Genomic DNA, 20,551 nt, shown 5'->3' with positions numbered 1-20,551 from the left:
TAGTGTTATTGTGTAGTTGTCAGTCTCTCACAAGCCTCTTGAGGAGCTTGTGAAGTCCTAGTCCCTTATTGGGTAGTCAAAAAAACCGCCCGTTTTACGGGCGGATTGTTATTTCATTAATCAGGCAAATTAGTATGCTAATACCGAACGACGGTTTTTCGCATAAGCTGCTTCAGTGTGGCCTAACTCAGCTGGTTTTTCTTCACCGTAAGAAACAGTTGAAACTTGACCTGCTTGAACACCTTTAGCAGATAAATAGTTTGCTACTGCGTCAGCACGACGTTGACCTAATGCAATGTTATACTCTGGTGTACCACGTTCGTCAGTATTACCTTCAACTAATACTTTAGATGCTGGCGTTGCTGTTAAATATGCAGCGTGAGCATCTAAGATTTGTTGATATTCACCTTCGATGTTGTATTTATCGAATGCGAAGTAAACGGTGTTATAACGTTGTTGTAAATCTTGAACTGAGTAACCGCCAAAAGTTTGGGCAGTTGTTTCTGCAGCACTTTCATTTTTTGAAGAGCTACAAGCTGCTAATACAGCTACTGAGCCAGCTACAACTAATAATTTTGCAAAGTTTTTCATTAACTTTCTCCTAGTTTTTAGTTAAATATGGGGACCAAGCTGGAAATTTAACTTGCCCATCACTTCCCGGTAGGCGTGCTTTAAAACGCCCATCAGCAGAAACTAATTGTAGCACCTTTCCTAACCCTTGTGTAGAGCTATAAATAATCATAATTCCGTTTGGAGAGATGCTTGGACTTTCATCTAAGAAAGTCGAACTTAACATTTCGGTTTCACCTGTCGCAAGATCTTTTTTCATAATATGATCTGCGGCAATCATAATTAACGTACTGCCATCAGCAGAAATTTGTCCACTATAGGTGCGTCCTCCTGAGCTTAATAAGGTCGCGCCACCACCATTTGCACTCATTTGATACACTTGTGGGGAACCGGCTCTATCAGAGGTAAAAATGATAGATTGTCCATTAGGCGACCACGCAGGTTCGGTGTTATTCCCTGAACCACTCGTTAATTGTGAAACACTACCGCTGGCTAAATTCATCACATAGATATTTAAAACGCCATCTTTTGATGAAGCAAAGGCTAATCTTGAGCCATCAGGAGAAAACGCAGGAGCGCCATTATGTCCTTTAAATGAAGCTACTACACGGCGTGCGCCTGAACGTAAATCTTGCACAACAAGCTGAGATTTACGGTTTTCAAAAGAAACATAAGCGAGCTTATTCCCATCGGGTGACCAAGCAGGTGACATCAATGGCTGTGAGCTTTGGGTAACAATAAATTGATTATGTCCATCATAATCGGCAACACGTACTTGATAAGGTTTAGAACCGCCATTTTTTTGTACAACATAAGCAATTTTGGTTCTAAATGCACCACGAATCCCCGTCAGTTTTTCAAAGACTTCATCGCTTACAGTATGTGCGCCTAAACGAATTGCACTGGCTGGAACAGCATATTGATTTTGTGCTAATACAGCCCCGGCATTACCTGATGCGCCAATCGTATCAACAAGTTGATAAGCAATGCTATATCCATTGCCATTTGGCGTAACTTGCCCAACAACAATGGCATCAATGCCTAAAGATGACCACGCATCAGGAGTAACCTCTGAGGCGGAAGTGGGTTGTTGTGGCATTCTTGATGTTGGAATTGGATTGAATTTGCCACTATTGCGTAAATCTGCTGAAATAATTTCAGCTACATCTGTTGGCATTGAACCAGCACCATTCCATTTGAATGGTACGACAGCGATAGGACGCGCCCCATCCACTCCTTCATCAATAACGATTCGAACTTCATCATCAGCAAGTGCTGTATTTGCTAATAATATCCATAACATCGTTAATAATTGTGTTATACGAATAATCATTTTCATTTAATTCACCTTAGGTTTAATTATTGACCTAGTCGCCGATCATTTTAGATCAAAATCAATGATTGGCGTTCTATATTTATTATAAATTGCATCTGATGGTGCAGCCGGCACTTTTTTAGTTCTCGCCACCGCACTCATTGCTGCAGAACAAATATCATCAGGACCTGAAATCCGTTGATAATTTGAAATAGTCCCATCACGCTCTAACTGGATCTTAATACGGCAAGTTTTACCGGCGAAACTCGGATCTTTTAAGAAACGGCGCTGAATTTCTTTCTTAATTACGCCTGCATAGCGATCGCCTGTCTTACCGCCATCACCAGCACCTAAACCCGCTCCATTACCTTGACTTCCTTTTTTATTGGCATTGCCACCAACTTTAGCACTGCCGCCACCAATATCACCGCCATTGATGAAGTCATCTAGTGCAGATTGTTGTGCGCGACGTTTATCTGCTTCCGCTTTGGCTTTTGCTTCTGCTTTAGCTTTATCTGCTTTTGCCTTAGCCTCCGCTTTTGCTTTAGCATCAGCGTCTGCTTTCGCTTTAGCCGCAGCATCAGCCTTTGCCTTTTCGGCTTTCGCTTTTTGCTCTGCATCTGCTTTTGCTTTAGCCTCAGCCGCCGCTTTTTCCGCTTTTAACTTTGCCTCTTTTTCGGCTTGTTCCTTCGCTTTTTTGACTTGCTCAGCGGCTTTTGCTTCTTCTTCCGCTTTTTTGGCTTGTGCCGCTAAACGTTTTGCTTCAGCTTCGGCTTTCAGCTTCGCTGCTTCCGCTTCTTGTTTCGCTTTAGCTTCTAGTTGCTTCTGCTTTTCTAATGCGATACGTGCTTGTTCTTCGCGTTGTCTTTGTTGTTCAGCCAGCTGTTCTTGCTGTTTTTTCAGTTCAAGCTGTCTTTGACGCTCTTGCTCACGCTGTTTTTCAAGCTGCTTTTGGCGTTCCAATTCTTGCTGACGCTTTTGTTCTTCTAGTTGTGCTTGTTTTTGCTCTTGTGGATCAGGTTCTTTTTGCTGTGGCTGAGTGGGTTTATCCACTTGACCTTTTTTCTGTTGTTGCAAACGTCCCCATTCCTGTGCGGCAGATCCCGTATCGACCATAACAGCACTGATGACATCGCCATCACCTTCACCGCCCCCCATTATTTCCACTTTGTAATAAAGAGAGCCAAGAATTAACAAGCCAAATAGAATAATGTGCAGAATAATTGAAATGGCAAATGCACCAATTCCGTTATTTCGTTGATTATTACGCACAATAGACCTACTTACCTTAAATTGGGTTTGTCATTAATCCAACAGATTTTATGCCTGCTAGATGCAGTAAATTGAGTGCTTTAATCACTTCTTCATAAGGCACATCTTTCGCTCCGCCAACCAAGAACATTGTGTTGCTGTCTTTATCATATTCTTGTTTAGCCATTTGGGTAACCATTTCCTCCGTGAGGTTTTCACTGCGTTCACCACCAATGGAAAGGCTATATTGCCCAATACCGGAGACTTCTAAAATAACGGGGACTTTATCCTCATTAGACACGGATTGGCTTTCTACCGCATCAGGTAATTCCACTTGTACACTTTGTGAAATAATCGGCGCTGTTGCCATAAAAATAAGCAACAGCACTAATAACACATCTAAAAATGGCACTATATTGATTTCAGATTTTATATCACGACGTTTACGACGATAAGACATCATTGCCTCTAAAAACTTTACTAAAAATTACCGCACTTTGTGCGACAGACTATTGATGACGACCAAAAACTTGACGATGCAAGATGGTAGTAAATTCATCAATAAAGTTACCATAATTTTGCTCAAGTTTATTCACGCGTAAACTTAAACGGTTATACGCCATCACCGCAGGAATAGCAGCAAATAAACCAATTGCTGTTGCAATCAAGGCTTCGGCGATGCCCGGTGCGACCATTTGTAAGGTCGCTTGTTTTGCACCACTTAATGCCATAAAGGCGTGCATAATTCCCCAAACCGTACCAAATAAGCCGATATATGGACTGATTGATGCGACGGTTGCCAAAAATGGAACACGTGTTTCCACATCTTCAATTTCACGGTTCATTGCTAAATTCATTGCACGGGTGCTACCTTGAATAATGGCTTCTGGCGCATCTGGATTCGCTTGTTTTAAGCGAGAAAACTCTTTAAACCCTACATAGAAAATTTGTTCGCTGCCTGTTAGTCCATCGCGGCGATTAGATAATCCGTCATATAATTTATTTAATTCTTCACCAGACCAAAAGCGATCTTCAAAGGTTGTTGAATCTTTTAACGCTTTTGTCAATATACGGCTACGTTGAATAATGATTGCCCAAGACATAATAGAAAATGCAATCAATATTACAATTACAATTTGAACCACAATACTGGCTTTTAAAAATAATTCCAAAAAGTTCAATTCACTGGTCATTTATCTTGCTCCAAGAAAGAGAATAAAAATAGGCGAGTACCTATTTACACTTTAAATGCTGCTTTAATTTCCTGAGGAATCGCAGCGGGTTTCATTTTTGTGAGATCTACACACGCTACTTTGACTTCAGCGCTGCAAATCAGTACATCATTGCGTTTTATTTGCTGCAAAAACAAAATTGTTGCGCCTTTAATCGCACTTACTTCTGTTTCCACTGTTAATAAATCATCTAGCTTTGCAGCAAGACGATAATCAATCTGCATTGTTTTGACAACAAAGGCTAAATTATGTTCCTCAAGCAATGTCTGTTGAGAAAACCCTAATGCACGTAGATAATCGGTTCTGGCTCGCTCAAAAAAATGCAGATAGCGAGCGTGGTAAACAACACCACCAGCATCGGTATCTTCATAATAAACGCGTACGGGTAAAGAAAATCTTTGCATATATGGGCAAACCTGAGTTTGTTTAATCGTTCTTTTTTAATACAGAAAATTGCGCGTATTGTAGAGAGCTTAATCAGGATTAGCAAGAAATAAAGTGCGGTGCAAATTAAAAAGATTTTTACTTTATTTGTTAATATAAAAAAATTTGGCAAAAAAACACCGCACTTTAATTAATGAGAGAAAGCTGGCAAAAGGAAATTGTAGATTAAAGCAACAATTCCGACGACATAACCAATATAAGGAAAAAATAAAAGTTTCCAAATGGTCGCCCGAATTTCAAACCCAATGCCGTGAATCCATAAAATAACCGTTGCCCACAAAATAAACATTACCCAAATAGGTGCTGTCGTTCTTAATTGTGTGACAAATCCATTGATATTAAAGAAAAAACAGAGGGTTAATGCGATAGCCAAGATCAACGAAAGGGCTCGCCAAGAGCCCTTATTTACTAAATGATACGCTTTATTAATCATTGACTTACTCGTCAAACTTACCTGTTTTTTCAATGCCAATGGTGATCACTGCACTTAGCATTATGGCAAACAAGACACCCACTACCCATAAAACATAAAACATAATTTCGCTCCTTAGTATAATGAGTTTTTGTTGTCTTCGATGAAATCACTGTCCAAACGACCAAACATTTTGATATATGACCAAATGGTATAAGACAATAAGATCACCACAAACACTAATGCAAAACCAAACATTAAGGTTAAGGTTAATTCGCTTGATGTGGAATCCCACATTAATAGGCTCATATCAGGGTGAGAGCTTGATGGCATTACAAATGGGAACATTGCTACACCACAAGTTAAGATCACACCAGCCATAGTTAATGATGAGAATAAGAAGGCAAATCCACAACGGTTTGCTTTCGATGCCAATACATTTAATAATGCACCACCTACTGCTAGAGCAGGGAAGATGAACAATACTGGAGCATCAAAATAATTTTTAAACCAAGCACTTGCCTCAACCGCAACCTGTTTATTCAATGGCGATGATGGGGCATTGTGATCAATCACACTGGTTACCACATAGCCATCTTTAAAGTACAACCATACCCCTGCTAACACAAAGGTAATTAAGGTTACCATTGCACCCACTTGGGTAATCACTCTTGCACGCTCACGCAATTCAGAAGTGGTTTTTAATTGTAACCACGCTCCACCTTGGGTAATAAGCATTGACAAGCTGATTAAACCACAAAGTAATGCAAATGGGTTTAATAATTCAAAGAATGATCCAGTGTAGAAAATTTGTTGCATATCATTGAAGTAGAATGGTACGCCTTGCAACAAGTTACCAAAAGCCACACCAAATACAACGGATGGCACAAATCCACCAATGAATAAGCCCCAATCCCAAGCCTTACGCCATACAGGATTATCAATTTTCGCGCGATATTCTAATCCAACTGGGCGGAAGAATAATGCGGCTAATACTAAAATCATTGCAATAAAGAAACCAGAAAATGAGGTTGCATAAACAATTGGCCAAGCCGCAAACATTGCGCCGCCAGCCGTTAATAACCACACTTGGTTTCCGTCCCAGTGGGGAGCGATTGAGTTGATCATAATACGTTTTTCCACTTCTTTTTTACCCGCAAAAGGAAGAAGGGTTAAAACGCCCATATCAAATCCATCGGTTACTACGAAACCAATCAGTAATACACCAACGAGAACCCACCAAGCAAAACGTAGAAATTCGTAATCAATCATAGTTAGGCTCCTGCTTATTTAGATGATTGTTCAAAATAGTAACGACCTGTTTTTAATGCACTCGGACCAAGACGAGCATATTTAAACATTAAATACATTTCTACTACTAAGAAGATTGTGTAAAGTGCGCAAATTAAACCAATTGAGAACCAAAGATCGCCTTTAGTCAAATTCGAGGCCGCTACACCAACTGGTAACATATCATAAACTGCCCAAGGCTGACGACCGTATTCCGCTAAAAACCACCCACTTTCAATTGCAAACCACGGTAATGGAAGTCCCCATAATATGGCTTTTAACAATAATGGGCTACGGCCAACGGTTTTACGTACGTTTTGTACGACAGCGGCAAGCATTAGAAGGAGAATTAAACCGCCTGATGCCATCATTACACGGAATGACCAGAACGTTGGCCCAACTTTTGGCACTGTATCTGCAACAGCTTGTTTGATTTGTTCTTCTGTCGCATCAACCACTTTATCTGTATAACGTTTTAACAATAAGCCATAGCCTAAATCATTACGTACAGCATTGAATTGTGCTTTGGTTTCTTCATTAACTTGACCTGTCGCCTTTTTCTCTGCTCTTAATTTCTCAAGTAAATCATAAGCGATCATACCTTGGCGTACACGTTGTTCATTTTTCTCAACGATGTCATTGATCCCTGCAAAGGTTTTATCAAAAGAGCGGGTTACGATAATTCCAGCAGCATAAGGAATTTGTAAGGCAAAATCATTGCGTTTTTCAGCTTGATTTGGAATAACAATTGCATTCCAACTTGCTGGAGCCGGTTCAGTATGCCATTCCCCTTCCATCGCAGCTAATTTCATTGGTTGTTTTTGACCAATTTCATAACCAGATTCATCACCCATAATTAACACTGACACAACGGCAATCATACCGAATACCGATGCGACAGAGAAAGAACGCTTCGCAAAGCCAATATCACGACCTTTTAAGATGTAATAGGCACTAATAGCTAACACAAAGAATGCACCAGATACATAGCCAGCTGATAAAGTATGTAAGAATTTACTTTGTGCAACAGGGTTCAACCAAAGTTCCATAAAGCTGGTCATTTCCATTCGCATTGTTTCAAAATTAAATTCTGAACCAACAGGAGATTGCATCCAACCATTTGCTACTAAGATCCACATTGCAGAGAGGTTAGAACCAAAGGCAACACAGTAAGTTGCAAGTAAATGCTTACCTTTTGATAAACGATCCCAGCCAAAGAAAAATAATCCGACAAACGTGGATTCTAAGAAGAAGGCTAAGAGTGCTTCAATTGCCAATGGCGCACCAAAAATATCGCCTACATAGTGGGAATAATATGACCAGTTAGTCCCAAACTGGAATTCCATTGTAATACCAGTTGTTACCCCAAGAGCAAAGTTAATACCAAATAACTTACCCCAGAATTTTGTCATATCTTTGTAAACTTCTTTGCCTGTTGCCACGTATAAGGTTTCCATTATTACCAGAACAAAAGATAAACCTAACGTTAATGGCACAAACAAAAAGTGATATAACGCAGTTAAAGCAAACTGCAATCTAGAGAGTTCAACAACGTCTAACATCTCAACTCCTTGTAAATGCTACAAGTTCTTCATTAATGATTACTTTGTAACCACCCCAATTTCTTAAAGGATTGCCCTTAAGCCCAATTAATTGAATTATCTTCAACAGTAACTATCCAGATAACTCAAGATCGGTATGTATTCTACTACTAAAAGTGTGGATAAAAAATAGCAAATAATGTAACACCGATCACATTTTTTAGATTTACATCAAAAATAAACCCATAGAAAGTATGCGTTTTTTTGATAGGGTTCAAATTATAGTTTCTCTTAACATTTTTACAACAAGAATTGTGCGTTGCCTCGCAAAATAGAATAAAAAACGATGAATAACTAGACTTTCCTCCCAGATTTTGCTAACTTTCACAAAGCTCATTTTTTATTATATGTTTACAGATTTGAAAATAAGGGAGTTTTAATGAAAATAATGAAGGGAATGATGTTGGTAGCAACACTGGCTGTAACCGCATTGATGAGCGTTTCAATTTCAGCAGCGCCACAACAAACAGAAAAAAATATCCTCCCTCAGCAATGCGCTAAACTCTTCAAAGAAACAGAAAACCTCATTGCTGAAGCGGAAAAACAACCGGGTACACACCCTCAGTTGAATAAAATTAAGAGTAAACTAAATCAAAGTAAAAAGCAGATCCTTGAAATGGAACTTGCAACCCAAATGAAAAGTTGTGATGCGGCACTAGCGAGACTTGCCTCTAAACAACAAAATACACTTTAATAACATTAATAATTAAAAAGGCTTGTTACAAAACAAGCCTTTTATTTTATCTCAGATAGCCGTTTATTCTTCCTGCAAAACCACTTTTCCAATATAGCCCAAATTCCGATAACGTTGTGCATAATCAATGCCATAGCCCACAACAAACTCATCAGGAATAGTAAATCCCACCCAATCTACTGGTACTTCCACTTCACGGCGTGAAGGTTTATCCAATAGTGTACAGATACGCAGTGATGCAGGATCACGCAGTTTTAGCATTTCACGCACTTTTTGCAGGGTGTAACCGGTATCAATAATATCTTCTACAATGAGAACCTGTTCGTTACGAATATCGCCATCAAGATCCTTGCTAATTTTCACATCGTGATTGGTTGTCATTCCACTACCATAGCTTGTCGTGGTCATAAATTCTACTTCCACAGGTAAATCAATTTCACGTACCAAATCAGCCATAAACATAAATGAGCCACGTAGCAAACCAACCACAATCAACTTTTCCACTTGTTGCTGATGGTAATATTGAGTAATCTCGCGCCCCAATTCACCAATTCTAGTACGTACATCTTGTTCCGAAATCATCACATCTACATAGTGTTTTTTCATTATTAATTTACCTTTAAGCACCCAATGGCACAAATGATCGAGTTAAAAACGGCGAAATTGTAGCAAAAAAAAGGCCGAGATATAAGTCTCAGCCTTTTAAATACCCTAACGAATTTACTTTCTACTCTACTTGTTTGGAGCATCTTAAAAATGAATGATCATTTTTAATAACAATACTTAACAAACAGGGGCATTTTAACAAACTAAAAAACAATGTCAATAAGAATAATTCTCATTTGTAAATTAATTTCCTGATACTTTCATTCTTTCTAACAAAATCGACCCTGTTTGAATATTAGAGCGGTGTTCCACATCATCTGCCACTGCGATAATTTGCTTAAACATTTCAGGGAGCAAGCCAGCAATAGTAATTTCTGCCACAGGATACTGAATTTCTCCCTTTTCAACCCAAAAACCTGATGCGCCACGAGAGTAATCACCCGTGACTAAATTTACCCCTTGCCCCATTAAATCCGTAACAAGTAAGCCTGTTCCCATTTCTTTCAAGAGGGCAGGTAAACCCCCTTGCAAATTCGGTGTTACTTGCCAATTATGAATACCGCCAGCGTGTCCTGTACTTTGCATACCAAGTTTTCGTCCACTGTAACTGGTTAATAAATAGGTTTGCAAAATACCTTGCTCAATGATTTCCCTATCTCGGGTTCTCACCCCTTCACTATCAAAAGGAGAGGAGGCCAATTTGCCGATTAAATGTGGGCGCTCACTAATGTGAAACCAATCTGGCAAAATAGGTTTTCCTAAAGCATCTAACAAAAAGCTCGCTTTGCGATATAAACTGCCACCACTAATCGCCGCCGTTAAATGGCTAATCAGCCCTGTGGCGACATCATTTAGAAAGATCACTGGCACTTCTTGGGTCGCAATTTTTTGTGGATTGAGGCGTGATAAGGCTTTTTTCGCCGCATTTTCACCCACCCAAGCGGGATTTTCTAATTTATCGGAGTAACGTGAAACCGTATATTCGTAATCACGCTCAAGCTGATCATTGTCAGCGGCGATCATTGAACAAGAAAGGGAATAACGGCTAGACAAATAGCTTTGTAACATTCCATAACTATTACCATAAACTCGCACACCTGTATGAGAATTAAAAGCGGCTCCTTCACTATTTACAATTCGTTCATCATAATCTAACGCCGTTTTTTCCACCTGTAACGCTAACGCAGCCGCCTGATCCACATCAATTTCAGCAGGATGATAAAGAGATAAATCTGGTGCCTCAAACGCCATTAAATCGCGATCAGCCAAACCGGCACAATCATCAGGTGAGGTATATTTCGCAATGGCAAGTGCTGCCTCCACGGCATTTTTTATTGCCACAGGGCTTAAATCCGAAGTGGAAGCGTTGCCTTTTTGTTGTCCTAAATAAACCGAAATGCCCAATGCGCCATCATTATTAAATTCCACATTTTCAATTTCTTGCAAACGCGTGGAAACAGAAAGCCCATTTACTTTGGTCACAGCGACTTCAGCACTAGCCCCAGCTTTTGTTGCAATATCAATGGCATAACTTACAGCCTCACGTAATTCTTGCTCTTGCTGTTTTAAAAGTGCGGTGGAATTTTGTTGCATTTTTTTAACCTCTTATCAAAATTTGCCGTATTTTATCCCAATTTCCCTTATCTCGCTAATTTAGATGAAATTATGCTACACTAGCGTCTATTTAATGCATTTCGATTTAGGAAACCCTTATGGCAAAACGTAAGAAAGAACAATTTGATTGGGAAGATGACGAACAAGAAGAGATTATTTGGGTAAGTAAAAGTGAAATAAAACGCGATGCAGAAGCGTTAAAACAGCTTGGTGAAAAATTAGTTAATCTGACTAAAACAAACTTGGAAAAAATACCGCTGGAAGAAAATATTCTTGATGCGATTGAACTTGCCCAACGTTTACAAAAAGAAGCCAAGCGTCGCCAATTACAATATATTGGCAAACTGCTACGCCAGATTGATACCACGGCTATTCAAGAAGCGTTGGATAAAATAGAAAATAAGCACAACCATCAACAAGCCTTACTACACAAATTAGAATTATTGCGTGATGAACTTATCATCAAAGGGGATGAAGTATTAGGCGACGTCCTGAATGATTATCCTAATGCGGATCGCCAGCATTTGCGTAACTTAATCCGTGCCGCCCAAAAAGAAAAAGCACAAAACAAACCACCAAAAGCCTATCGTGAACTCTTTCAATACTTGAAAGCATTAGCGATTGAAGAATAATTTCGAATATCTCAATAAAAATGGCACGTTAATGTGCCATTTTTTATATAAGGTTATCTCAGTTCCCTTGAACATACACTTCATTCTATTGAAACAGTTCCATCATCTCCAACCGTTTCTGATGTCGTCCCCCCTCATAAGCTGTATTTAGCCAAAGTGTAGTAAGAGCTAATGCTTTCTCCATAGAAACTACTTTTGCACCAAAGGCGATGATATTACTATCATTGTGTTCTCGCGACATCAGCGTGCTATATTCATCGGCACATAAAGCACAACGAATATGTGAAAATTTATTTGCCGCAATAGAAATGCCGATACCAGTACCACAGATTAATATTCCACAATCAGCTTGTCGCATTTGCACAACTTGTGCGACCTTTTGTGCATATAAAGGATAATCTGTGCGTTGTTCATCATAGGTTCCCATATCTAATAAGCTATATCCTTGAGAGCGAAGCTTTTCTATTAAAAAAGTTTTATGTGCTAGTCCGATATGATCCGAACCAATTGCGATTGTTTTCATAAGGCTTCTCCATAAATTGCTTGTAATGCTGCGCCAATTGCGCCATTAAAATCCGATGATTGTGCTGGGTAAAAATGGATTTTGTCATAAGGAAGTGGCTTTCTAATCATCATTAAACTATCTTTTTGCAAAACTTGATAAGGAAAATCTGACATATCCATTACACCACCGCCTAAAATGATACAATCTGGATCAAATAGATTGGCAGCCATTGCGATTGCTTTTGCTAAATGATGTAAAAAAGATTTTATAAATTCATCCTCCTTTGCTTGCGTGAATATTTGGCTAAATGGAAACGATTTTGGACTGCTGTCATACCATTCTTTTAGAGTTCTACCAGAGCAAATTGTTTCTAAGCAGCCATAATTACCGCATTGACATTGTTTATTACTATTGCCATAAGGAATATGCCCTAATTCGCCTGCAACACCATGTTGTCCAATAAATAGCTTATCTTGTTGATAAATTGAGAAACCAAGACCTGTACCAAGATAAATGCCCAGTACAGCTTTATTTTGTAATTTAAAATGATGGATATCATAGAGTAACTGTAAATTTACATCTCGTTCAAGTTGAACTGGGCAATTAAAATATTGTGAAATCACTGGGATTAGCTGTTTAAATTGCAAAGGATTTACATCGATATTGGGTACAGAAAGTACTTGTGTTCGATCTTTAGAAACTGCAGCAGGCAGCCCAATCACGATATGTTTTATGTGATACTTTTCACAGTGTTGATTAATAAATTGTCTTATTCCTTGAGTAAGATCGTGCTTAATAATATCTTTAGTACGACGTTTTTCTGTCAAAATAATTTTTTTTGCCAAGGTCATCAAGCAGATCCGGATATGTGTTGCCCCCATATCAATGCCGATAACAATCGATGGTTTTCCCATAATTCCTCCTAAAAATTAGGTGAAAATTCAACCGCACTTATAGAATCTTGCATTATTTGCCATGCTTTGCTGATATCAGGATCGTTATTGAATAATCCTGAAGAACCAACAATTAATACGTCAGCTCCCGCCTTAATTAATCTATTAAAGGTTTTTGGATTACAAGAACCATCAATTTCGATTAAATAATTTAGGTGGTGCTGCTGACGATATCGTTTTAATTCTTCAATTTTTTGTAGCATTTCTGGAATAAAGCATTGTCCAGCGAAACCGGGATCAACGGTCAGTACAGTAACTTTATCTACTTTATGTAAATAATATTTTGCTGCTTCAATAGGCGTTTCAGGATTAAAGATCAAACCAATTTTCATCCCTAAACGCGCTATTTTTTCAAATAAACGAAACGCTTGCCCTGAAATAGTTTCAACATGTAACGTAATCATATTGCAGCCAGACTTAGCCAATTCATCAATATAATTTTCTGGTTGAGTTACCATTAAATGACAATCAAGTGGTTTAGTTGAAATTCGATTTACTTGCTGAACAAAAAAGGGCGATAAGGTTAAATTAGGTACATAGTGTCCGTCCATAATATCAATATGAAAATAATCTGCAGCTTTATCAAGAAATTCAATTTGTTCTTTAAATTTAAGTAAATCCATACACATTAATGATGGTGAAATATACACTTTTTTCATTGTATCCTCCTTTTGTTATCGACTAATTAGACGATCAAGCGCTACGGCTGCAATAATTAGTCCGCCCATAACGATCAATTGGTAATAGGTTTGTACTTGAAGTATATTTAATCCGTTATTAATTACGCCTATGATTAAACCACCAATAACGACGGAGAAAATACGTCCTTTCCCACCAAAGAAACTGGTACCTCCAATAATTGCACTGGCAATTGCATAAGTTTCAAAGCCAATTCCAGCTAAGGGTTCTGCAGCACCTAAACGAGCAGTGGACACGACACCAGCAAATCCAGCACAGATACCTGAAATTATAAAAACGATTAGCGTATGAAATTTCACATCAATTCCCGAATAGTAAGCAGATTCTCGGTTTCCTCCTAAAGCATAAATATTCCGCCCTAATCGCATTTTTGTAGTTAAAACCCACAATAATCCTGCAACAATCAAGGCACAAATTACTGGAATAGGAATTCCCAATAAATCTTGGGCAAAGAAATTAACGAATTCAAAAGAAAATCCATAAACAGAATTAGCATCAGAGATAACTAATGTAATCCCTCTAAAAATCGCATTAGTACCTAAAGTAATAATGAATGGATGTAATCCGGTATAATTGACGAGTAGCCCATTAATTGCGCCTAAACTTCCTCCTACGATAACACTTCCGATAAATGCGGCAAATAGAGGATCAATACCTGCTAGCATTAATTTTGCTGTAATCATTCCAGAAAGAGCAAGAATAGCCCCTACCGAAAGATCAATACCTGCAATCAAAATAGCAAAAAATTCTCCAACACCGATTAAAACGGTTACGGAACTTTGTACAAAAATTTGTTGAATATTATTGGCTGTTAAGAAATATTGTGGGGAAAGAAAACCAAAAATAATCACAATAATACTTAGGATAAAAAATGTGCCGTATTTATCCCAAAATTGTGGAAAATTAAATTGTTTCATACTGTCTCTCCTACATTTATTGGTAAGGCATAACTCATAATTTTTTCTTCTGTGAGTGAGATATCATTCTCAAAGATAGTCGATATTTCTCCTTCTCGATATACAGCAATACGATTACAAACCGCCATAATTTCAGGCAATTCGGAAGATACCATCAAAATTGCTTTTCCTGCCGCAGCTAATTCACGCATAATTTTGTAAATCTCTGCTTTTGCTCCTACATCAATGCCTCTAGTTGGTTCATCAAAAATTAATACTTCAGGTTGGCAAGCAATCCATTTCCCAATGATAACTTTTTGCTGGTTTCCCCCAGAAAGCTCCGTAATATTTTGTTTCACGGATGCACATTTAATGCGTAAATTCTGTTGTTGAATTTGAGCAAGATTTTGTTCTATGCTTGGCTGAATAAAGCCCATTGCTCCTTTAAACTTACCTACTTTTAAACTTTGGCTGACTGCAATATTTTGCTGGATAGAAAAATTAGCAAAGAAACCATTCCCACGTCGATTTTCTGTAATGTATGCCATTCCTCTTTTAACCGCTTGGAATGGATTATTTGGCGTGATCTCTTTTTGATTAAGATAAATCTTCCCACTTAATTTCTTATCTACACCAAAAATACAGTTCATTAATTCTGTACGACCAGAACCAACTAACCCCGCAAATCCTAAAATCTCACCACGTTTTAAATCGAAAGAAATATTGTTTACCTGCTTTTTATTCCTACCGGTTAAGTTTTTGACTGAAAAGATAATTTCTTCTGAAGAAGATTGATAAGAAGGAATAAAACGAGATGGTAATTCTCGTCCTACCATCAAGTGGATGATATCGTCATTAGTAACATCTTTTATCATTCCGGAAGCCATACTGCTGCCATCTTTTAACACGGTATAACGATCACAGATTTGACGAATTTCATTAAGTTTGTGTGAAATATAGATAATCGCTTTACCATCTGCTTTAAGCTGACGCATTACAACAAATAAGAATTCAATCTCATTATTGGTCAGTGAAGATGTGGGTTCATCCATAATGATGATACTGACATCTGAAATTAATACTTTTGCGATTTCTACCATTTGCTTATAAGAAATAGATAGGTTTGCAACTTTCTCATCAAGATCCACTTTAATGCCCAAACGTAGTAACGTGATAGCCGCTTGCTTACGCATTTTTTTCCAATCGACAACACGGATACCGCAAATTGTTTTATAAAGCAAACGCCCAATATAGAGATTTTCTAATACAGAGAGTTCATCAATCAAACTAAGTTCTTGATAAATAATTCCAATTCCTAATTTGGCGGCAGTTTTATGATCGAGATAAGGATAAGATTGATTTTCAATGAAAATTTTTCCCGCACTTGGTTTATGTAGCCCAGATAAGGCTTTCATTAAAGTAGATTTTCCCGCACCATTTTCACCTAACAATGCGTGAATTTCATGCGTATAAATATCCATATCGACATTCTGTAACGCTTTAACTGCACCGAAATGTTTCGCTATACCTCGCATTCTTACTAAAGGTTCTCGCATAGCTCCTCCTAATCACTAATTTTAGGCAGATCACCACCGTATCAGTAATCTGCCTACTGATAGATAATAGAAATAAACCTGTAAATAAATTATCTATTTACTTTGTGATTAAAATAGAATCGACAGTTTCAAAAATTGGTTCTTGTTCAAGCGTAATTTTCTTACCTGATTTCACTGATTCAACCAGTAAAGTTAATCCTCTTGCACCAATTTTTGCTGGATCTTGTGCCACTGTCGCGGTGAGTTTTCCTTCTGCTACCATTTTTCTCGCTTCTGGTACACCATCTGTTCCTACGACAAGGATATGATTCAACTTGCCTACATTAGCTACAGCTTGAGCAGCTCCCATAGCCATTGTGTCATTTGCGGCATAGAAAGCTTTAATATTTGGATTACGAGAAAGCACGTTTGTTGCAACATCTAGGGCTTTAATACGATCCCAATCAGCGGGTTGGCTCGCAACTAATTTAATTTGTGGATATTTTTCAAATATGCCTTTTGCACCACGACGACGAGCTTCACCAGACGCATTGCCTGCTTTGCCCTCAATAATTGCAACTTCACCGCCTTTTGAACCAAGTTGATCGACAATAAATTGTGCAGCTTTAGCCCCTACTGCGACATTGTCAGTAGTAATAAAAGCCTCAATATTGCCTTTAGCTTTATGTAGATTTTCTAGATCAATTTTCTCATCTAAATTGACGAGATAGATACCTTTCTGATAGGCTCTTGCACTAGGAATGACAAGGTTAGCTGGAGAAAGCGGTGCAAACGCAATTCCTTTATAATTTTTGTTGATAAGATCTTCAAATAATCTAAGTTGTGATTGGTAATCTCCTTCTGAAGGTGAAGCAAAAACATCGACTTCCACATCCATTGCTTTTGCTTGTTCTTCAATACCTTGTTTCATTCCTACCCAAAACGGATTGGATAAAGTTTTCAAAATCACGGCATAATCTGCAGCCGCGCTATTTACCGAATAGCATAATCCTAATGCGGTAAAGCAAGCCATCAGTTTTTTCATTGATTTTTTCATCATTTACTCCTTACTTTTTACGAAAATATTCCGTTACTAATGACGTTTTTTCCAAATTTTGTTCAGAAAAAACAATATCTTGCTTAGCAACAGAAACGAAAAATGCATCAACAAGGATTAATTGAAGAATCCGAGCAGATGCGTTTTTACCTAATAACGGACTGTCTGGAGCTGGCGTACAAATAACAAAGTCCGCTAATTCTGCAATGGGGGAAATATTACTGTGAGTAATACAAATAATTTTGGCCCCATTTTCTTTTGCTATTTTTGTTGCTCGTAATAAATCACTGGTTTTCCCTGAATGAGAAACGACGAGTACGACGTCTTGTTCATTCAGCAACGACGCTGACATCATCATCAAATGAATATCACGATAGCTATTACAACGAATACCAATACGCAAAAATTTGTGAAAAATATCATCACAGATTGTATTTGAACCACCCGCCGCATAAAGATCACGCTGTCTTGCATTAAAAAAGCATCTTGCTGCCTGCTTCATTATTTCTGGTGAAACAATTGCTTTTCCTTCAGAAATAGTTTGGTAAGAAAGACTAAAAACTTTGTCTATTAAATCTTGCGTTGTATCTTTCTGAGAAAGTTCAAAATGTTCTATATCTTGTTGTTGCAATTGCTCACTTAATATTGCTCTTAATTCTCTAAATCCCTTGAAACCGAGAAGTTTTGCAACTTTGACTATTAGTGCCTCTGAAACATTAAGCTCAGTTGCGATATCTTTTAGGGAAGTTTTAAAATCTAAATTGCCAGAATTTAGCAAATACTCAATGATACGCTTTTCAGTTGCAGTCATTTGTTCTTGCTTCATTCGAATATGAGGAATAATAGTGTTTTCTATATACATAAACTTTACTAATTTTCAAATAGAATAAAATTTATATTATTTATAGCATAAAAAACCGATTTAAAAAGCGATCTACTTCACAAAAATAATTTTTTTGTAAAGTTTTTGTAAGAGGAGAAGAATAGGAAGAAAAGAAAGGAAATCTTAAGTAATGCACCTTAACCTATTGATTAAGGTGCAAATTGGATTATTTCGGCGCTTGCATAAAGCGGAAGAAGTCGCTGTCTGGTTTGAGAATCATCATATTGTTTGATTCTGCAAAACTTTTTTCGTAGGCTTTCATACTACGCACAAAGCTGTAAAATTCAGGTTCTTGTGCGAAAGCATCAGCATATAATTTAGCGGCTGTCGCATCGCCATTGCCTCGTAATTCTTGTGCTGTTTTATTGGCTGTGGCTAAAATAACGGTAACTTTACGATCTACATCAGCCTGAATAAAGGCAGCTTTTTCTTTACCTTGTGAACGATGCTCACGAGCCACTGCATCACGCTCCGCACGCATACGTTGGTAAATTGAGGAAGACACTTCATCAGGTAGATTGATTTGTTTTACCCGCACATCTACTACTTCGATACCTAATTCTGAGGTGCTATCTTGCCCTGTATTCAAGGCCTTGCGTGCGCCAACCATTAATTCGCCACGTGTGCCTGATACAATGTCTTTAATGGTGCGTGAACCCACTTCAGAACGTAAACGGTCATTCACTTTACGGCGTAGTAAATTAGAGGCTTGTGTATAATCACCGCCACCTGTTGCAGTGAAGAAACGGCCGAAATCACTGATTCGCCATTTCACATAAGAATCCACTAAAAGATCTTTTTTCTCAACGGTAACAAAGCGATCTGGCGCACCATCAAGGGTGCGAATGCGGGCATCTAACACTTTCATTGAATCAATAAAGGGGATTTTGAAATGTAAACCCGGTTCATAGACAACCACTTTATTGTCTGAATCACGATGAACCTTGCCGAAACGCAACATAATGCCACGCGTGCCTTCATCAACAATCACAAGGCTAAAATAAATCACCGCGAGCAATACCAGTAAAATAGGGGTTAAAATTTTACGCATTAGTTAAATCTCCCTTGGCGGTTTTCAGATGATTGTTGATCGTTCTCACTGTTGGAAAAACGGCGAGTATCGGAATAAATTTCCTGATTTTTCACCGCACTTTGTGAATTTGATGAATTAGGTGCGGTGCTTTTTTCGCTATTTTTTTGCGATAAAATTTTATCCAACGGCAACACACTTAAATTATTGCTGTTACTATCTAGCAAGACTTTCGGTGTGTTTGCCATCACTTTTTCCATCGTTTGAATATATAAGCGATCACGCAATAATTGCGGTGCTGCTTTAAATTCAGGTAAGAGACGTTGGAAACGTTCTACTTCCCCTTGCGCATTTAACACCACTTGATCTTTATAGGCAGTAGCTTCTTCGATAATACGTTGCGCATTACCACGTGCGATGGGTTCTTGCTCACGGGCATAAGCTTCAGCTTCACGAATGTAGCGCTGTTCATCTTCTTGTGCTTTAATCGCATCATCAAACGCCGCTTTGACTTCTTCTGGCGGACGGGCTGATTGGAAGTTTACATCAAGCACTTCTAGTCCCATATCATAAGGCTGAATAATGCCATTCAAGGCTTTCCAAGTGTCTTCACGCACAATTGAACGCCCTGTGGTTAAAATATCATCCATTGACATATGTCCGATCACATAACGCAAGGCACTGTCTGTAGCTTGGTTTAAGCTATCGTCTGCATTGGTCACGCTGAATAAATATTTCGCTGGATCACTCACGCGATATTGTACGGTCATTTCTACTTTCACCATATTTTCATCGCGGGTAAGCATTGCACCTTGAGTTTTCAATTCTTTCACTTGTTCTACATTGACAGGAATGACTTTATCCACGAAAGTCGGTTTCCAGTTCAAACCCGGTTGGACGATTTTTTCCAATTCACCAAAGCGTAGCACAACACCTCGTTCCGCTTCTTTCACGGTATAAAACCCACTCACGCCCCAAACAATTGCCCCAATCACCGCGGCAATAGGTAATAATTTACCTAAGCCAAAAGACGCCCCTTTACCGCCGTGATGGTTACCACCATTTTGACCACCACCAAGTTTTTTCAATAAATTACTAAAGACTTCTTCAAGGTCAGGTGGGGATTGTTCTTGCTTATTGCGCTTATCCCATTGGTCATTCGGATTGGCTTTGTTATCCGATTGATTTGGGTTATTCCCCGGTTTTCCCCAAGGATCTTGCTCTGAACCATTTAAGGACATTTTTTTCTCCATTTGTCAAAAAATTGTTATCAGTCTAAACAAAATATATCGTGAAGTCTAGGGCGGATTGCCCCCCTTTCTCATTCCCTTT

Annotated in this window: 23 protein-coding genes; 2 read left to right on the top strand and 21 right to left on the bottom strand. The window is 38.4% G+C overall.

What is annotated here, in order from left to right:
- Positions 1 to 129: 129 nt before the first annotated feature.
- The 10 genes from pal to L5B83_RS11965 all read right to left on the bottom strand — a co-directional run bounded on the left by pal (position 130) and on the right by L5B83_RS11965 (position 8,076).
- Positions 130 to 591, bottom strand: coding sequence for a peptidoglycan-associated lipoprotein Pal (pal, locus tag L5B83_RS12010; RefSeq protein WP_265778676.1), 462 nt, complete (start codon positions 589 to 591; stop codon positions 130 to 132).
- Positions 592 to 601: 10 nt separating this feature from the next.
- Positions 602 to 1,909, bottom strand: coding sequence for a Tol-Pal system beta propeller repeat protein TolB (gene tolB, locus L5B83_RS12005; protein WP_250350886.1), 1,308 nt, complete (start codon positions 1,907 to 1,909; stop codon positions 602 to 604).
- Between the two features lie 39 nt (positions 1,910 to 1,948).
- Positions 1,949 to 3,157, bottom strand: coding sequence for a cell envelope integrity protein TolA (tolA, locus tag L5B83_RS12000; RefSeq protein ID WP_265778675.1), 1,209 nt, complete (start codon positions 3,155 to 3,157; stop codon positions 1,949 to 1,951).
- Positions 3,158 to 3,173: 16 nt separating this feature from the next.
- The gene (tolR, locus tag L5B83_RS11995) at positions 3,174 to 3,596 is read right to left on the bottom strand and encodes a colicin uptake protein TolR (RefSeq protein ID WP_250351601.1); all 423 of its coding nucleotides are present in this window, start codon (positions 3,594 to 3,596) and stop codon (positions 3,174 to 3,176) included.
- 49 nt (positions 3,597 to 3,645) lie between these two features.
- Positions 3,646 to 4,329, bottom strand: coding sequence for a protein TolQ (gene tolQ / locus L5B83_RS11990; protein WP_250350888.1), 684 nt, complete (start codon positions 4,327 to 4,329; stop codon positions 3,646 to 3,648).
- Positions 4,330 to 4,373: 44 nt separating this feature from the next.
- Positions 4,374 to 4,772 (bottom strand): tol-pal system-associated acyl-CoA thioesterase, encoded by a 399-nt coding sequence (gene ybgC, locus L5B83_RS11985; RefSeq protein ID WP_250350889.1) that lies wholly within the window; start codon positions 4,770 to 4,772, stop codon positions 4,374 to 4,376.
- Between the two features lie 170 nt (positions 4,773 to 4,942).
- On the bottom strand, positions 4,943 to 5,245 hold the full coding sequence (gene ybgE / locus L5B83_RS11980) for a cyd operon protein YbgE (RefSeq protein WP_250364130.1): 303 nt from the start codon (positions 5,243 to 5,245) through the stop codon (positions 4,943 to 4,945).
- Positions 5,246 to 5,249: 4 nt separating this feature from the next.
- Positions 5,250 to 5,348, bottom strand: coding sequence for a cytochrome bd oxidase small subunit, CydX/CbdX family (locus L5B83_RS11975; protein ID WP_103853713.1), 99 nt, complete (start codon positions 5,346 to 5,348; stop codon positions 5,250 to 5,252).
- Between the two features lie 11 nt (positions 5,349 to 5,359).
- Positions 5,360 to 6,496, bottom strand: coding sequence for a cytochrome d ubiquinol oxidase subunit II (gene cydB, locus L5B83_RS11970; protein WP_250364129.1), 1,137 nt, complete (start codon positions 6,494 to 6,496; stop codon positions 5,360 to 5,362).
- A gap of 14 nt (positions 6,497 to 6,510) precedes the next feature.
- A complete protein-coding gene (locus tag L5B83_RS11965; RefSeq protein ID WP_250364128.1) occupies positions 6,511 to 8,076 on the bottom strand; it encodes a cytochrome ubiquinol oxidase subunit I in 1,566 nt (521 codons plus the stop codon).
- 427 nt (positions 8,077 to 8,503) lie between these two features.
- Between L5B83_RS11965 and L5B83_RS11960 the strand changes: the two genes are divergently transcribed.
- Positions 8,504 to 8,809: a DUF5339 domain-containing protein gene (locus L5B83_RS11960; protein WP_265778708.1), complete on the top strand. Its 306-nt coding sequence runs from the start codon at positions 8,504 to 8,506 to the stop codon at positions 8,807 to 8,809.
- A 63-nt stretch (positions 8,810 to 8,872) separates the two neighbouring features.
- Here L5B83_RS11960 and hpt read toward each other — a convergent pair whose 3' ends face one another.
- Together hpt and pmbA are read right to left on the bottom strand one after the other, a co-directional pair.
- Positions 8,873 to 9,415: a hypoxanthine phosphoribosyltransferase gene (hpt, locus tag L5B83_RS11955; protein WP_250364127.1), complete on the bottom strand. Its 543-nt coding sequence runs from the start codon at positions 9,413 to 9,415 to the stop codon at positions 8,873 to 8,875.
- A gap of 243 nt (positions 9,416 to 9,658) precedes the next feature.
- Positions 9,659 to 11,008 carry a metalloprotease PmbA gene (pmbA, locus tag L5B83_RS11950; RefSeq protein ID WP_265778674.1) on the bottom strand — a complete coding sequence of 450 codons (1,350 nt, stop codon included), beginning with the start codon at positions 11,006 to 11,008 and terminating at the stop codon, positions 9,659 to 9,661.
- A gap of 119 nt (positions 11,009 to 11,127) precedes the next feature.
- Here pmbA and yjgA point away from each other — a divergent pair, with 119 nt between their 5' ends.
- Positions 11,128 to 11,661: a ribosome biogenesis factor YjgA gene (yjgA, locus tag L5B83_RS11945; RefSeq protein ID WP_250364125.1), complete on the top strand. Its 534-nt coding sequence runs from the start codon at positions 11,128 to 11,130 to the stop codon at positions 11,659 to 11,661.
- An 85-nt stretch (positions 11,662 to 11,746) separates the two neighbouring features.
- Here the strand turns inward: yjgA and rpiB are convergent, their stop codons facing one another.
- From rpiB to hflK, 9 genes are all read right to left on the bottom strand, one after another.
- Positions 11,747 to 12,184 carry a ribose 5-phosphate isomerase B gene (gene rpiB / locus L5B83_RS11940; protein ID WP_265778673.1) on the bottom strand — a complete coding sequence of 146 codons (438 nt, stop codon included), beginning with the start codon at positions 12,182 to 12,184 and terminating at the stop codon, positions 11,747 to 11,749.
- Entirely contained in the window at positions 12,181 to 13,080 is a 900-nt protein-coding gene (alsK, locus tag L5B83_RS11935) for an allose kinase (RefSeq protein ID WP_265778672.1), read from the bottom strand. Before alsK ends, rpiB begins: the two co-directional genes overlap by 4 nt.
- 8 nt (positions 13,081 to 13,088) lie before the next feature.
- A complete protein-coding gene (gene alsE, locus L5B83_RS11930) occupies positions 13,089 to 13,778 on the bottom strand; it encodes a D-allulose 6-phosphate 3-epimerase (RefSeq protein WP_268739434.1) in 690 nt (229 codons plus the stop codon).
- 15 nt (positions 13,779 to 13,793) lie between these two features.
- A complete protein-coding gene (alsC, locus tag L5B83_RS11925; RefSeq protein ID WP_265778671.1) occupies positions 13,794 to 14,735 on the bottom strand; it encodes a D-allose ABC transporter permease in 942 nt (313 codons plus the stop codon).
- Positions 14,732 to 16,270: a D-allose ABC transporter ATP-binding protein AlsA gene (gene alsA / locus L5B83_RS11920; RefSeq protein ID WP_265778670.1), complete on the bottom strand. Its 1,539-nt coding sequence runs from the start codon at positions 16,268 to 16,270 to the stop codon at positions 14,732 to 14,734. The genes alsC and alsA overlap by 4 nt, the downstream gene beginning before the upstream one ends.
- Positions 16,271 to 16,367: 97 nt before the next feature.
- Positions 16,368 to 17,309 (bottom strand): D-allose transporter substrate-binding protein, encoded by a 942-nt coding sequence (gene alsB, locus L5B83_RS11915; protein ID WP_265778669.1) that lies wholly within the window; start codon positions 17,307 to 17,309, stop codon positions 16,368 to 16,370.
- Positions 17,310 to 17,316: 7 nt separating this feature from the next.
- Entirely contained in the window at positions 17,317 to 18,168 is an 852-nt protein-coding gene (gene alsR, locus L5B83_RS11910) for a transcriptional repressor AlsR (protein ID WP_265778668.1), read from the bottom strand.
- Positions 18,169 to 18,355: 187 nt separating this feature from the next.
- Positions 18,356 to 19,240, bottom strand: a complete 885-nt coding sequence (gene hflC / locus L5B83_RS11905) for a protease modulator HflC (RefSeq protein ID WP_265778667.1) — start codon at positions 19,238 to 19,240, stop codon at positions 18,356 to 18,358.
- A complete protein-coding gene (gene hflK / locus L5B83_RS11900; protein ID WP_442780647.1) occupies positions 19,240 to 20,472 on the bottom strand; it encodes an FtsH protease activity modulator HflK in 1,233 nt (410 codons plus the stop codon). The genes hflC and hflK overlap by 1 nt, the downstream gene beginning before the upstream one ends.
- Positions 20,473 to 20,551: the final 79 nt, after the last annotated feature.

It is taken from the genome of Avibacterium sp. 21-599, assembly GCF_026226765.1.
Lineage (GTDB): Bacteria > Pseudomonadota > Gammaproteobacteria > Enterobacterales > Pasteurellaceae > Avibacterium.
This window is presented reverse-complemented; position numbering and strand designations above follow the sequence as displayed.